Annotated in this window: 14 protein-coding genes and 1 pseudogene; 7 read left to right on the forward strand and 8 right to left on the reverse strand. The window is 73.9% G+C overall.

The features are described from left to right. Window positions 1–75: 75 nt before the first annotated feature. From ACZ58N_RS01420 to ACZ58N_RS01435, 4 genes and pseudogenes are all read left to right on the forward strand, one after another. A complete protein-coding gene (locus ACZ58N_RS01420) occupies window positions 76–1,128 on the forward strand; it encodes a zinc-dependent alcohol dehydrogenase family protein (RefSeq protein ID WP_471154181.1) in 1,053 nt (350 codons plus the stop codon). Window positions 1,129–1,528: 400 nt separating this feature from the next. Next, window positions 1,529–1,891: pseudogene (locus ACZ58N_RS01425) on the forward strand (carbohydrate-binding protein); the annotation flags it as partial. Continuing rightward, on the forward strand, window positions 1,888–2,085 hold the full coding sequence (locus ACZ58N_RS01430) for a hypothetical protein (protein WP_471154184.1): 198 nt from the start codon (window positions 1,888–1,890) through the stop codon (window positions 2,083–2,085). The pseudogene ACZ58N_RS01425 and the gene ACZ58N_RS01430, both read left to right, overlap by 4 nt. 97 nt (window positions 2,086–2,182) lie before the next feature. Then, complete coding sequence (locus ACZ58N_RS01435; RefSeq protein WP_471154186.1) at window positions 2,183–3,262, forward strand: LacI family DNA-binding transcriptional regulator; 1,080 nt, start codon at window positions 2,183–2,185, stop codon at window positions 3,260–3,262. 42 nt (window positions 3,263–3,304) lie between these two features. Here the strand turns inward: ACZ58N_RS01435 and ACZ58N_RS01440 are convergent, their stop codons facing one another. Beyond that, entirely contained in the window at window positions 3,305–3,811 is a 507-nt protein-coding gene (locus ACZ58N_RS01440) for a GNAT family N-acetyltransferase (RefSeq protein WP_471154189.1), read from the reverse strand. Window positions 3,812–4,234: 423 nt separating this feature from the next. Here ACZ58N_RS01440 and ACZ58N_RS01445 point away from each other — a divergent pair, with 423 nt between their 5' ends. Next, the gene (locus ACZ58N_RS01445) at window positions 4,235–4,714 is read left to right on the forward strand and encodes a hypothetical protein (protein ID WP_471154191.1); all 480 of its coding nucleotides are present in this window, start codon (window positions 4,235–4,237) and stop codon (window positions 4,712–4,714) included. Here ACZ58N_RS01445 and ACZ58N_RS01450 read toward each other — a convergent pair. Genes ACZ58N_RS01450 through ACZ58N_RS01470 form a run of 5 tightly spaced genes read right to left on the reverse strand, consistent with a single transcriptional unit; the run spans window position 4,672 to window position 9,577 of the window. Next, a complete protein-coding gene (locus ACZ58N_RS01450) occupies window positions 4,672–5,448 on the reverse strand; it encodes an HAD family hydrolase (protein ID WP_471154195.1) in 777 nt (258 codons plus the stop codon). The genes ACZ58N_RS01445 and ACZ58N_RS01450 overlap by 43 nt on opposite strands. A 44-nt stretch (window positions 5,449–5,492) precedes the next feature. Then, complete coding sequence (locus tag ACZ58N_RS01455) at window positions 5,493–6,587, reverse strand: ABC transporter ATP-binding protein (protein WP_471154198.1); 1,095 nt, start codon at window positions 6,585–6,587, stop codon at window positions 5,493–5,495. Window positions 6,588–6,591: 4 nt separating this feature from the next. After that, entirely contained in the window at window positions 6,592–7,509 is a 918-nt protein-coding gene (locus ACZ58N_RS01460) for an ABC transporter permease (protein WP_471154199.1), read from the reverse strand. After that, the gene (locus tag ACZ58N_RS01465; RefSeq protein ID WP_471154201.1) at window positions 7,497–8,405 is read right to left on the reverse strand and encodes an ABC transporter permease; all 909 of its coding nucleotides are present in this window, start codon (window positions 8,403–8,405) and stop codon (window positions 7,497–7,499) included. Before ACZ58N_RS01465 ends, ACZ58N_RS01460 begins: the two co-directional genes overlap by 13 nt. Continuing rightward, a complete protein-coding gene (locus ACZ58N_RS01470) occupies window positions 8,405–9,577 on the reverse strand; it encodes an ABC transporter substrate-binding protein (protein WP_471154204.1) in 1,173 nt (390 codons plus the stop codon). Before ACZ58N_RS01470 ends, ACZ58N_RS01465 begins: the two co-directional genes overlap by 1 nt. Before the next feature lie 229 nt (window positions 9,578–9,806). Here ACZ58N_RS01470 and ACZ58N_RS01475 point away from each other — a divergent pair, with 229 nt between their 5' ends. Next, on the forward strand, window positions 9,807–10,616 hold the full coding sequence (locus ACZ58N_RS01475) for a GntR family transcriptional regulator (RefSeq protein WP_471154206.1): 810 nt from the start codon (window positions 9,807–9,809) through the stop codon (window positions 10,614–10,616). 55 nt (window positions 10,617–10,671) lie between these two features. Here ACZ58N_RS01475 and ACZ58N_RS01480 read toward each other — a convergent pair whose 3' ends face one another. Beyond that, on the reverse strand, window positions 10,672–11,697 hold the full coding sequence (locus tag ACZ58N_RS01480; RefSeq protein ID WP_471154209.1) for an NAD-dependent epimerase/dehydratase family protein: 1,026 nt from the start codon (window positions 11,695–11,697) through the stop codon (window positions 10,672–10,674). A gap of 71 nt (window positions 11,698–11,768) precedes the next feature. Between ACZ58N_RS01480 and ACZ58N_RS01485 the strand changes: the two genes are divergently transcribed. Then, entirely contained in the window at window positions 11,769–12,746 is a 978-nt protein-coding gene (locus ACZ58N_RS01485; protein ID WP_471154210.1) for a LysR family transcriptional regulator, read from the forward strand. 292 nt (window positions 12,747–13,038) lie between these two features. On the opposite strand, the gene ACZ58N_RS01490 is transcribed toward ACZ58N_RS01485, so the two are convergent. Continuing rightward, window positions 13,039–13,746: a response regulator gene (locus tag ACZ58N_RS01490; protein WP_471154212.1), complete on the reverse strand. Its 708-nt coding sequence runs from the start codon at window positions 13,744–13,746 to the stop codon at window positions 13,039–13,041. Between the last annotated feature and the right edge of the window lie 6 nt (window positions 13,747–13,752).

Raw genomic sequence — 13,752 nt, forward strand, 5'->3', positions numbered from 1 at the left:
CGGCGACAAGGCCCGAACATTCTCGTGACCGATGCGTCCGGGCCCCGGCCCGGCGTGCGACGAAAGGGAGATGTCATGCGCGCTGTGGTGTTCGAGCGGTACGGGGAGTTGCCCGAGGTACGGGAGGTACCCGATCCGGATCCGGCCCCGGACGGCGCCGTCGTGCGCGTCGAGGCGACGGGACTGTGCCGGAGCGACTGGCACGGCTGGATGGGCCACGACCCTGACATCGTGCTGCCGCACGTGCCCGGCCACGAACTGGCCGGAGTGGTCGAGGCGGTCGGGCCCGCGGTCACCGCATGGCGGCCCGGGGACCGGGTGACCGTACCGTTCGTCTGCGCCTGCGGGAGCTGCGCGGACTGCGTCGCGGGCCACCACCAGGTGTGCGCGCGCCAGACACAGCCCGGGTTCACCCACTGGGGTTCCTTCGCCGAGTACGTGGCCCTGGACCACGCCGACGTGAACCTGGTGGCCGTCCCCGAAGGGGTGTCCTTCGCCACGGCCGCCGGCCTGGGGTGCCGCTTCGCGACGGCGTTCCGGGCGGTGACCGCCCGGGGCAGGGCGGCCCCGGGCGAGTGGGTCGCCGTCCACGGCTGCGGCGGGGTCGGCCTGTCCGCCGTGATGGTCGCGGTCGCGGCCGGAGCCCGGGTGATCGCCGTGGACACCGCGCCGGGCGCACTGGAACTGGCCCGCGCCTTCGGGGCGGCCTCCTGCGTGAACCCCGCGGATGCCGGCCCCGGGGGCACGGCGGAGGCGGTGCGGGAGCTCTCCGGTGGTGGCGCGCACCTCTCGCTGGACGCCCTGGGCTCCCCCGCGACCGCGGCCGCCTCGGTGGCCGGGCTGCGCCGACGGGGCCGGCACGTGCAGGTCGGGCTGTTGCCGGCGGCGGCCGGCCCCGCCGTCCTGCCCATGGACCGGGTGATCGGCTGGGAGTTGGAGGTCCTGGGCAGCCACGGGATGGCCGCTCACGCCTACCCGCCGATGCTGGAACTGGTCCGCTCGGGAACGCTGCGGCCGGACCTGCTCGTCACCTCGCGCATCGGTCTGGACGCCGCCCCGGCGGCGCTCACCGCGATGGGTTCGGCGGTGGGGGCCGGGGTCACCGTCATCCTGCCGCCGTCCCCCTGATCCGGAGTCGCCCGCGTCCGGCGGAGCAATCCACTCCGCCCTCAACTCCCTTCTCCGTTACAACTCTTGACGACACCGGGGGCGGGGGAGCACAGTGGCCGGCGGCGCGGCTTTGAGAGCGCTCTCAAGAGGATCCCGCCACGGACTCCGCTCCCCCTCACCTCCCCTGTACCACGCCTTCGGACGTCTCGGAGAGGACATCCATGCGTGAGCCATCCGGCACAGATCGGCCGTCCTTACGTCGCACCGTCATCGCGGCTCTGAGCACCCTCGGCGTGCTCGCGGCCGCCGTCACGGCCTCCGTCCTGCCCGCCGGGGCGTCCGCCCCGGCGGCCTGGGCCGCCCCTCCCGTCCCGCCCGGCTGGTCCCAGGTGTTCCTCGACGAGTTCGACGGGCCGGCGGGCTCGCCGTCGAGACCACCACCGACACCGGCGGCGGTCAGGACGTCACTTCGATCGGGAACGGCGACTGGGCCCGGTTCACGGGCGTCGACTTCGGCTCCGGGACGGCCGGGCAGTTCCTGGCCCGGGTCGCGAGCGGGGCGACCGGTGGGGTGAGCGGCCTCGTGGAGGTCCGACTCGACAGCCGCACCGGCCCGCCCGTCGGCAGCTTCGCCATCGCCGGGACCGGGGGCTGGCAGAGCTGGCGGACCGTACCGGCGAACATGACGGCGGTCGGCGGCGTCCACGACGTGTACCTGACGTTCACCAGCGGCCGGCCGGCCGACTTCGTGAACCTCAACCGGTTCCACTTCGCCCGATGACGGCCGCCGCCCGATACCTCCGGAGGTGTTCGCCGCTCGCCCCGCCGGCCTCCGCCAGGAACGGAGCGGGCCCCTTCCTCCCGCGCGAACCCACCTCGTACGCGGTGTACGACGGCGTCGTCGACCGGTCGTCCGTGCGGATCCTCGGCAGCCCGGCCCCGCCGACCGGACCGGCCCAGGGCACCCGCTGGTGACGGCCCCGTACCGCCGGAGCCCCCTCGGGGCCCGGCGGTACGGGTTACCCTGCTGCCCGGCGAGGCGAGCGCCCCCGCAGAGGCAGGAGGACCATCCGTGCCCGATCAGCTTTCCGTGACGCCCCGGACGGCCGCGGCGCCCGCCGGCCGCCCCACCCTGGAGGCCGTCGCGGCGGCAGCCGGGGTCTCCCGGGCGACCGCGTCCCGCGTGGTCAACGGCGGCGAGGGGGTGCGTCCGCATCTGGTGGACAAGGTCAAGGAGGCCGTCCGCGAACTGGGCTACGTGCCCAATCCGGCCGCCCGCACCCTCGTCACCCGGCGGACCGGGGCCGTCGCCGTCATCATCGCGGAACCGGAGGTGCGGATCTTCTCCGATCCGTTCTTCTCCCGGCAGGTCCGCGGCATCAGCAGGGAACTGACGGCGAGCGACACGCAGTTGGTGCTGCTGCTGGTGGAGGACCACCGGGACTACGAGCGGATCGAACGCTATCTGGCCGGCGGGCACGTCGACGGGGCGCTGGCCTTCTCCCTGCACACCGACGATCCGCTCCCCGCGATCACCCGCCGCATAGGCCTGCCGACGGTCTACGGGGGTCGCCCGGGCTGGACGGCCGCACCGGACGCGGAGGGCTCACCCGGCGGGGTCGCTTACGTGGACGCGGACAACCGCGGGGGCGCGCGCCAGGCCGTACGGCACCTGCTCGACCAAGGGCGTCGGCGGATCGCGCACATCGCCGGACCCCGCGACCAGACCTCGGCCACCGACCGGCTGGACGGGTACCTCGACGTGCTGCCGGGAGCCGATCCGGGGTTGTTGGCCGAGGGGGACTTCACGGCGGCCGGCGGGGCCCGGGCGATGGCCGCGCTGCTGGAGCGCAGGCCCGACCTCGACGCCGTGTTCGCCGCGAACGACCTGATGGCGACGGGTGCGCTGGAGGCCCTGCGGGCGCGGGGCCGCAGGGTCCCCGAGGACGTGGCGCTGGTGGGTTTCGACGACGCCGAGTCGGTGGCGGAGGCGACGGATCCACCGTTGACGACGGTGCGTCAGGACATCGAGGGCATGGGCCGGCTGATGGCCCGGCTGCTGCTGCGGTCGCTGGAGGACCGGCGGGGCGCGGGGAGGGCGCCCCGCCCGGTCATCACGCCGACGGCGCTGGTGCGGCGGGCGTCGGCCTGAAAGGCTTTGGATCCGCCGGACTCCGGCGCGCGGCGGCCGGGCTCACAGGGCCCGGCCCATGCAGACGCGCGGCCAGCGGTCCAGCCCGTGCAGGGCCTCCTGCCGCCGGATCTCCCGCAGGCCCGGGGTGAGTTCCCCGTCGGCCAGGATCCGGAAGCCGCAGCGCAGGTAGTAGGGGGCGTTCCAGGGCACGGCCGCGAAGGTGGTCAGGGTGAGCGCGCCGTCGCGCCGGTCGGCCGCGCGGAGCGCGGCGTGCTCCAGCAGGGCCCGACCCACTCCCCTGCGGGCGCCGTCCGGGTGCACCGAGACCTGCTCGACGTGGAGCGCGCCGTCGACCGGCTCGGCGATGAGGTAGGCCAGCGGGCGGTCGTCCCGGCCGGTGGCCACCCAGGCCAGCCCGCTGTCGACGTAGCGGGCGAGCTCGTCCAGAGGGAGCGGGTCGTCGTCGGCGACGGCGGGCATTCCGATGTCGCGGAAGCATTCCCCGGCGGCCCGTTCGATGTCCTGACAGACGGGAAGGTCCGCGAGGACCGCTGCTCGTATGCGCATCCGGTCAGTGTCCCCGGGGCGGGGCCGGGTGTGCCAGGCCTTCGCCCGTGCGAGGAGCGGCGGATCCGTGCGCGGGGCCCGCGCGGGTGGAGCGCGCAGTACTGGTACGGGTCCGGTGTCCGGTACGGGGCGGGGCGGGCGGCGCGATGGGGGAAGGAGGTCGGCTGCGCCGAGTCGTACGGTGGCCCGGGGCACGAGGGGGTGAACCGGAGGGTCGGGATTCCTCGCTTCGTCCGCACGGGTGACGAGAAAAGTCGTGTCGCGTCCGGTTCCGTGGGCCGGCCGGCCCGCCCGGTGACCGCCGCCATCGCGGATGGCGGGGCAGGACGTCGGCGCTCCGTCATCAAACTGCGGCCGTTCCGTGCCCCGGGAGTGGCCGCTACGGGGGCGTCGGGCGTCCGGCTGATCCCATACTTGTGGCTCATGAGAGGGATGGACAAGCCGCGCAGCAGCCCCTTGGTGCCCGACGCCGTGAGCGCCGAGATCCTCCGGCACGACTGGGGGTCCATCGAGTGCGGTTGCGGCCGCTCGGCGGAGCACCTGGAGGAGACCCTGTGGAATGCCGCCGAGGGGCATCCGGCCGCGTTCCACGCCTTGGAGGGCCATGTGTTCGCCGGGTCGCGGCTGCGGGCCCCGGCCCCGGCCGCGTGCGGGGTGCTGATGGCGGTGTGGGCGGCCGGGCCGCCCCGGCTCGCGACCCGCGAGGCGCTGCTGTGGGCGCTGCTGGCCTTCCTGAACACGGAGGACGACGGCTCCTCGCACGAGGCCGGCCTCTACGGGCAGTGCGCCGCGTTCATCCGTACGGGTCTGCCGGGGCTGCGCCGTGAGCGGACGGCCGCCCCGGGCTCGGTGGCCGCCGCCTACGCCGACGGGGTCCTCGCACTCCTGGACCTCTCCGTCTGATCCCCGGTGGCGGCGCGCAGGCAGGCGCGCAGCACGGCCGGGGTGACCTCCTCCAGGGAGTCGGCGAAGGTCCGGGCCGGCGAGCGCGGCACGTCGAGCAGTGAGGGCACCACCAGGACCGCGCAGCCCGCCGCTTCGGCGGACGCCGCCCCGTCCGGGGAGTCCTCCACGGCGACGCACTCGCCCGGGGTCCGGCCGAGCCGCGCGGCGGCCTCGCGGTACGGATCGGGGTGCGGCTTCGTGCGTGCGGTGTCGTCGGCGGAGAGGGTGAAGGCGAAGGGGACGTGGGCGAGCGCGCCCCCGACGACCTCGTCGACCACGACCCTCGGTGAGGCGCTGACCAGGGCGAAGGGTACGTTCCGCGCGGCGAGCGCGGCCAGCAGCCGCTGGGCTCCCGGACGCAGAGGGGCGCCGGCCGCGACCCGACGGAAGAAGCCGTCGGTGAGGTCGGCGGCGACCGTCACGCGGTCCGCGCCGTCGGTGAGGCGTACGAGGTGGTCCGCGGTGTCCTGGACGGCGCGGCCCACCACCTCGGGGGCGTCGGCGGGGCCGAGCCGGTGACCGAGCAGGCCCGCGACCTCCTCGGTGGTCCGCCACCACAGCACTTCGGTGTCGACGAGGGTGCCGTCCATGTCGAGGAGGACGGCGGCGGGCCCGTCACCCCGGTCCTCGGCGAGTCCGTTCCCCGGGCCCGCGGCTGATCCGTCGGCACGGCCCTCGGCCGGCCCGTCCACGCGATCATCGGCCGGCCCGTTCACGCGGCCCTCGGCCCGCCCGTTCACGCCGTCCTCGCCACGACGAGGACGGGCCGTTCGGTCAGGCCGACGGTGGCCCGTGCGCCGGGCACGAGGGCTCCGGCGTCCCGCGAGGGCAGGTCGGCCTTGACCCTGCCGCCGCCCGGCAGGTCGAGGTGGAGCCGGGTGACGGCCCCGAAGAAGGAGGCCGAGACGACGGCGGCCGGGCCCTCCGCGTCGGCGGACACGGTGACGTTCTCGGGCCGGACGAGGACCTCGACGTCGCGGGTGGTCGGGACCGGTCCGTCCACGGGCAGCCGGACGCCCGCGACCTCCACCAGGCCGCCGTCGCCGATCCGGCCCGGGAGGCGGTTCATGGTGCCGACGAACTCGGCGACGAAGGCAGTCGCGGGCCGTTCGTACAGTTCGGCGGGGGCCGCGCACTGCTCCAGTCGGCCGGCGTTCAGCACGGCGACCCGGTCGGCCATGGAGAGCGCCTCCTCCTGGTCGTGGGTGACGAACACGGTGGTGATCCCGAGGGAGAGCTGGAGGCGCCGGATCTCGTCGCGCAGGTTGGCCCGCACCTTGGCGTCCAGGGCCGACAGGGGTTCGTCGAGGAGGAGCACGCGGGGGCGCAGGGCCAGGGCGCGGGCGAGCGCGACGCGCTGCTGCTGGCCGCCGGACATCTGGTGCGGGTAGCGGTCGCCGTGCTCGGGGAGGCCGACCAGGTCGAGGAGTTCGGCCGCGCGCTCGGTGCGCCGGGCGGACGGGACCTTGCGCACGCGCAGGCCGAAGGCGACGTTCTCGCGGGCGGTGAGGTTCGGGAAGAGGCTGTACGACTGGAAGACCATCCCGGCGTCGCGTCGGTTGGCCGGCACGCGGGTGATGTCCTCGCCGTCGACCAGGACCTCGCCGGCGTCGGGCTGCTCGAAGCCGGCGAGGACGCGCAGCGCGGTGGTCTTGCCGCAGCCGGAGGGGCCGAGGAGGGCGAGGAGCTCGCCGGGGCGCGCGGTCAGATCGAGGCCGTCGAGGGCCACGGTGGAGCCGAACGCCCGGCGCAGGCCGCGGAATTCGACGAGGGCGCCCGCGGGGGTGCCGCGGTCCGCCGGCGTCCCGGCCGCGGCAGGTGTGGTGGACATGGGGTCAGGACTCCTTGCGGGAGGTGGTGGGGGCGGGCGATGACGCTCCGGAGGCGTTCGCCCCGGCCCGTGAGAGGAGGAGCAGCAGCAGCCAGGTGATGAGCAGGCTGAGGACGGAGACCGCCACCGACATCCGGGCCTGGGCTCCGGAGATCGTCACGATCCACACCGCGAAGGGCCGGAAGCCGAGCAGTGAGGCGATGGTGAATTCGCCGAGGACCAGCGCGAGGGTGAGGAAGGCCGCCCCGGCGAGGGAGGCCCTCAGGTTCGGGAGCAGCACGCGCAGGACGACGTACGGCCAGCTCGCGCCGCAGCTGCGGGCGGCCTCGGTCAGGGTCGGTACGTCGACGGCGCGCAGGCCGGCGTCCAGGGAGCGGTACACGAAGGGCAGGGCCAGCACCGTGTAGGCCAGGACCAGGACGAACGGGAACTTCTCGTTCTGCACGGCGATGAACGTCTGGTAGAGCGGGGTCCGCGACAGGTGCTCGGGCCCCCAACGCAGCACCGTGGTGATTCCGGTGACCAGGGCGATGGGCGGCACCACCAGCGGCAGCATGCACACGACCTCGACGACCGGTCGCAGTCGGGGCGAGCCGATGCGGACGGCGACCAGCGCGGGCACGGCCAACAGCAGGGACAGGGCGATGGTGGCGGCGGCCAGGCCGAGGGAGAGCAGCAGGCTCTCGGTGAACCCCTCGGCGGCGAGCAGTTCGGTGTACGCCTCGAAGGTGATGCCCTGCCCGGGGACGTGCACGGTGAAGACGAAGGAGGCGACGAGCGGTACGAGGAAGTACGCGGCGGCGAGGCCGAGTACGGCTCCGCGCCAGATCCGGGGACGTGGCCGGCGTGCCTTGGCCCGGGCTCCGGGGGCGGTCACGGGGCCTTCGTCGGTCCGCGGCAGGGTCGGGGTCATCGCAGCCATCGGGCGCTCCGTCGCTGGAGGGGCAGGTAGAGGGCCATGACCAGGCCGGCGATCAGGATCATGTCGAGGCCGAGGGCGAGCGCCACGTTCTCCTGGCCGGTGAGGACGTTGCCGGAGAGCGCGTCCGCGATCTTGAGGGTAACCAGGGGGACCGAGCCGCCGACGAGGGCCGCGGCCGTCGCGTGGGCGGCGAAGGCGGTCCCGAAGAGCAGGACGAACCCGCCGAGGAGGGAGGGCGCGAGCACCGGGAGGCCGATGTGACGCCAGTACTGGCCGGCGGTGGCCCCGCTGTTCCGGGCGGCCTCGCGCCATTGGGGGCGCAGTCCGTCGAGTGCGGGGACGGTCACCAGCACCATGAGCGGGGTCAGGAAGTACAGGTAGACCACGGTGAGGCCGGTGAAGGAGTACAGGTTCCAGCCGAGGCCGGTGAGGTCGGCGAGGCGGGTGACGACCCCGGATATCCCGACGGTGGCGATGAACGCGAAGGCGAGCGGTACTCCGCCGAAGTTCGCGAGCACCCCCGAAGCGGTCAGGGCCGCCGAGCGCAGCGCGGTGGATCGTGAGGTGACCAGGGCCTGGGCGATGAGGACGCCGAGGACCGCGGCGAGGAGGGCCGTGAGGGCGGAAAGTTGGACGCTGCCGACGAGCGAGCCGAGGTAGGGGCCCTGGAGGGAGCGTGCGAGGTGCTCGCCGGTGGGTCGGGTGGCTCCGGTCGCCGGGTCGGTGGCGGTGACCGCGCCGAAGGCGATCGCGGCGAGCGGGACGCCGAAGCAGAGCCCGGTGAAGGCGAGGAGGGGGAGGACCGCGAGCCAGGTGCGCGGGCCGCGCCGCTGGCGGCGGGTGGTGGCGCCGCCGGCGGTCCCCTCCGTGAGGGGGGAGGTGGTGGGGGTGGACATCAGCTGAGGGCCTTGTCCCACTTCTCGGCGAGGGCGGCCTTGGCCTTGTCGAGCTCCTCCGAGGCGGGGAAGGTCGGGGTGCCCTGGACCTGCGGGAGCGCGCCGATCGCGGTCTTGTCGGCGGTGCCGTCCTGGGTCATGCCGGGGAGCAGGACGGGGCGGGCGTGGCCGCGCAGCCAGATGTTCTGGCCCTCGACGCTGTACAGGAACTCCATCCACAGGCGGGCGGCCGCCGGGTGGGGGGCGTCCTTGTTGATGGCCTGCGAGTAGTACTGGGCGTAGACGCCGTCGGTGGGGACGGCGACCTTCCAGTCGACGCCCTTGCCCTTGAACTGCTCGGCGTAGCCGGCGTTCAGGTAGTCCCAGTCGATGGAGATGGGCGTCTCGCCCTTCTCGACGGTGGCCGGGGTGGACTCGACGGGGATGAAGTTGCCGCTCTTGCGGAGCTGTCCGAAGAAGTCGATGCCGGGCTGGATGTCCCCGAAGGAACCCTTGTTGGCGAGCGCGGCCGCGTACACGCCGCCGAACGCGGAGCCCGACTTGGTGGGGTTGCCGTTGAGGGCGACCTTGCCCTTGTACTCGGGCTTGAGGAGGTCCGCGAAGGTCTGCGGGCAGGTGGGGACGCGGGCCGCGTCGCAGCCGATGGAGACGTAGCCGCCGTAGTCGTTGTACCAGCGGCCGTCCGCGTCCTTCTGGGAGCCGGGGATCTTGTCCCAGGCGGTGACCTTGTACGGGGCGAAGAGGTTCTCGGCGGCGCCGCTCCGGGCGAAGGCGATGCCCAGGTCGAGGACGTCGGGGGCGCGGTCCTGGCCCTTGCGGGACTTGACGGCCGCGATCTCGTCGGAGCTGGAGGCGTCCGGGTTCTCGCTGTTCACCTTGATCCCGGGGTACTTGGCCTGGAAGGCCTTCAGCATCTCGCCGTAGTTCGCCCAGTCCGGCGGGAGCGCGATCACGTTCAGCTTCCCCTCCTTCTCGGCGGCCGCGACGAGGGCCTCCATGCCGCCGAGGTCGGCGAGCGAGGTCGCGGCGCCCGGCTGGGCGTTGCCCTTCGCGTTGCCGGTCGCGCCGGCGGGCTGCTGCGGATCGGGCGCTGCGCCGCACGCGCTGAGCGTGGTGAGGACGGCGGCACTGAGCAGTACGGCCGCGCCGCGACGGGCGGAGGAACTGAGCACGGTCTCTCCCGGAGACAGATCCAAAAGGGGGGTCGTTCACTTGTCTGAACAAGTTGGCTCCAGTTCGCCCGGGCGCGCTGTACGGACGGTGAACGGCGGCCGTCCGCCGGAGCACGCTTCGAGGAAGAGCGGAGAATGACCGAAAGAGGTCGTGACAGACCGGGCCGGATGATCATCGATGATGACCGTGGCCCAGGGGGGTCGAGGACGTCGGCGACAGGGGAACGGCATGGGGAACAGCGCGGGCAGCGGTACGGGAGACCCTGCGGGCGGCGCCACGGGGCCCGGTTCCGGGACGGCCAGGTACCTGGAGATCGCGGAGGCGTTGCGTCGGCAGATCCTCTCCGGCGCCTACCCGGTCGGTGCCCGGCTGCCGTCGGAGAGCGACCTGGCCGCCAACTGGTCCGCCTCGCGGGGCACGGTCCGCCAGGCCGTCGCCACCCTGGCCGCCGAGGGATTGGTGGGCTCCAGCCAGGGTGCGCGACGGATCGTCCTGCGCCAGGAACGACGGCACAGTTTCGGCGAGCTGAACAGCTTCGCCCAGTGGGCCGAGGGGATCGGCCACGAGGTCCGCAGCCGCTTCCTGTCCCGTACCCGCCGGGCCGCGACGGCCGAGGAGGCGGAGCGGCTGGCGCTGCCGCCGGGTACGGAGGTCCTCGCCGCGCTGCGGCTGCGGCTGCTCGACGGCGAGCCCACGATGGTGGAGCGGACCGCCTACGCCGACTGGGTCGCCGAGGCCGTGGAGGCGCTGCCGCAGGACTGCCGCTCCGTGATGGACAGCCTGGAGGCGGACTCCGGGGTCGTGGCCCAGTACGGCGAACACCTCATCGACGCACTGCCGGCGGGCAGCGAGGACGCCCGACTGCTCGGAATCCGGCGCGGTAGCCCGCTGTTGCGCCAGCGGCACGTCTCGGCCACCCGCACCGGGCGCCCGATCGAGTGGTCCGACGACCGCTACCTGGCCGGCAGCGTCACCTTCAGTGTGAGCAACTCGGCAGTAGCAACGCCCCTGGAGCGACACCCGGGCACCGAACGTTGAACGCGACCGGCGGGGGCCGGGTGGACGGGGGGCGGGGCCTTCGTGCGACGGATTGTCAATGCGAGGGCACGGGTCCGTCGGTGCCGCCGGACACCACCTCCTCGATCGCCTCGGGGGTCGCCTCATCGATCACCTCGTCGATCACTTCGCCCACCGCCCCCGGCAGCCAGTCCTCGGTCCGGGTGAAGGCGAAGCCGAGCCGCGCGGCGCGGCCGTTGTCCAGCGCGTAGGACCGGTCGAAGGAGAACGGTGAGGCCTCCTGCCCCCGCGCCACCGTCCGGTACCGAGGTGGGCGCCCGACCCGGGCGGCGATCAGCTCGCACAGCCGGGTGACCGTCATCGCGCCGTCGGAGGCCGCGTTGACCGGGCCGGTGAAGGTTCCGGCCACCGTCCAGGCCAGGAACTCCGCGATCTCCCAATGGTGGATGAAGGAGGTCGGGTACGGGTCCTCGTGCACGTCGACGGGCGACCCGGCCGCGATCCTCCCGACGTAGTGCGCGAGGCGCCCGGTGAACTCCGCCCGGCCGCCGCCCAGAACGTGCGCGGAGCGGACGCTGACGTACGGGAACGCCGGATCGCGCAGGAACACCGCCTCGGCCCGCCGCTTGCCCTCGGCGTAGGCGGCAGCGGGGCCGTCCGGCAGCTTCGCGCCGGCCGCCCGGAGGCTCGCCGGGAAGCCCAGGAGGTCAATGCCGTCCTCGGCGACCGGGTGCGGGTGCGCCGGCGTCCGTGCCGGGCCGCGACCCGGCACGGATGCCGGAAACGTCGCCGGGTCGTACACCTCCATCGTCGAAGTCATCACGTAGCGGCCGATGCGCCCTCCGCCGAGGACCCGGCGGGCGACGGCGGCCTGGTGCGGGGTGTAGCAGACCTGGTCCACGACGGCGTCGAAGGTGCGGGACCGCAGCGCCTCGCGCAGTTGTCGTTCGTCGTCGCGGTCGGCCACCAGCCTGCCGACCCCGTCGGGCGGGAGGACGGAGCCCCGGTTGAGGACCGTGACCTCGTTCCCGGCGTCGCGCAGGAGCGTGACCAGGTGCTTGCCGAAATAGCGGCTACCGCCGATGACCAGAATGCGTTCCATGGCATCGACCCTGCCCGGGTATCGTCCCCGGCGGAACCGACCAGTCGCTGAACACGTCGTTAGGAAAACTGTTGATCGATGTGCACCGGCTGCGCGTCCTGCTGGCCGTCGCCGAGCACGGCAGCTTCAACCGGGCCGCCGCCACCCTGGGCCTGACGCCTTCGGCCGTGTCCCAGCACATCGCCTCGCTCGAACGCGGGCTCGGCCGGCCGGTCGCCGTGCGCAGCACGCGCGGGGTCACCCTGACCGAGGCCGGTCGGCTGCTGACGGAGACGGCACGGACGATCGACGCCGAACTGGACCGGGTCCGCCACCGCATCGACCGTCTTCACGCGCCTCGGCCACGGCTGACGGTGGCCACCTTCACCAGCGGAGGCCGCCACCTGCTGCCGCGGGCTCTCACCACCTTCGTGGCCGCGCACCCCGAGGTGGAACTGACCGTCCTGGAGGCGGAACCGGAGGAGGCGGTGCCCATGGTGCGCAAAGGCGCGGCGGACCTCGCGCTGACCTACCGCTTCGACGGCCCGCTGCCTTCGGGTGCTCCGGGTACTCCGGGTTCGGCGGGCGCGGCGGGCGCGGGCGAGGTGGCGTGGATTCCGCTGGTCGAGGATCCGCTGTACGCGGTCCTCCCGCCCGGTCATCACCTCGCCGACCGCGACGAACTGGAACCGGCCGAACTCGCCGCCGACCGCTGGGTGCTCGGCTGCCTCAAGACGGAGGCCTACCTGCGCCGGTACGCCGAACGGGCCGGCTTCGAGCTGCGCGTCGCGGCCTCCACCACCGACTACTTCTTCGCGCAGACCCTGGTCGGGGCGGGCGTCGGGGTCGCCCTGATTCCGCACATCGGCCTGGCCCCGGCCGCCGGGTCCACCGTCGTCCCCCTCGAACCTCCGCGCCCCGCCCGGCACATCGGCGTGGTCACCGCCCGTCGCCCCCACCCCGAGCCGTACGCGGCGGCCCTGACCGACGCCCTGTCCTCGGGCACGGTGACGGACCGGCCGGTCCCTCTGCGGGCCGCCGGACAGGGCCTGCTGGGCAGCCCGAGGTGACCTCCGGCGTGCTGTCCCGCCCCGCGGTCCGACGGCGGAACGGTCGGCCGCTCCTGCGGGACGAGCTCACCGAGGACGGTCACACCGACACGATCCGGTAGCCGGACGACCCGACCTCTGTCGGCAACCGAGAGGCGTCGACCCGTCGGGCACGCCCCGCGGGCGGGCGCGCCTGCGGAGCGGTACCCGGACACGCATCACCTGGTTCGGGATGACGCCGGGCGTGCCCGCTCGGGTGGCAGGTCGTCCCGGATCAGGGCCGCCCACCCCTTGGGGCCCGCCGCGGGGCCGGTCACCCTCGGGTGCCCGGGGGACCTCCTCCGGACGTCGGGACCGGGCGCGTCGATGGGATGACGGCGCCCGGGGTGACCAGCCCGGTCTCGTAGGCGAGGACGACGGCCTGCGCCCGGTCCCGGAGTGCCAGTTTGGCGAAGATCCGCGCCACGTGCGTTTTCACGGTGGCTTCGCTGAGTGTCAGCTCCCGGGCGAGTTCGGCGTTGGACAGACCGTGGCCCATCAGGGTCAGCACCTCGCGTTCGCGCGGGGTCAACGCGGCGAGGTCCCGGTGCGGGGCAGGCTCCGCCCGTGGTGCGGCGGCCGGGGCGCACCGCTCCACCAGGCGGCGCGTGATCGAAGGCGAGAGCAACGCGTCTCCCGTGCCCACCAGCCGCACGGCGGCGGCCAGATGGGCGGGCGTGACGTCCTTGAGCAGGAACCCGCTGGCCCCGGCGGCGAGGGCGGCATAGACGTATTGATCGAGGTCGAAAGTGGTCAGCATGATCACCTTGGTCGCCGGGAGCTCCGCGAGGATCCTGCGGGCCGCCTCCAGACCGTCCATGTGGGGCATCCGGATGTCGAGCAGGACGACGTCGGGGCGCACCCGGCGGGCCGTGGACACCGCCTCGGCACCGTCGGCGGCCACACCCACCACATCGATCCCCCGGGCCGTCAGAATCATCCGGAAGCCGGTCCGGACGAGTTCCTGATCGTCGGCGATCACCACCCG

The organism is Streptomyces sp. NPDC040432, from assembly GCF_055595445.1.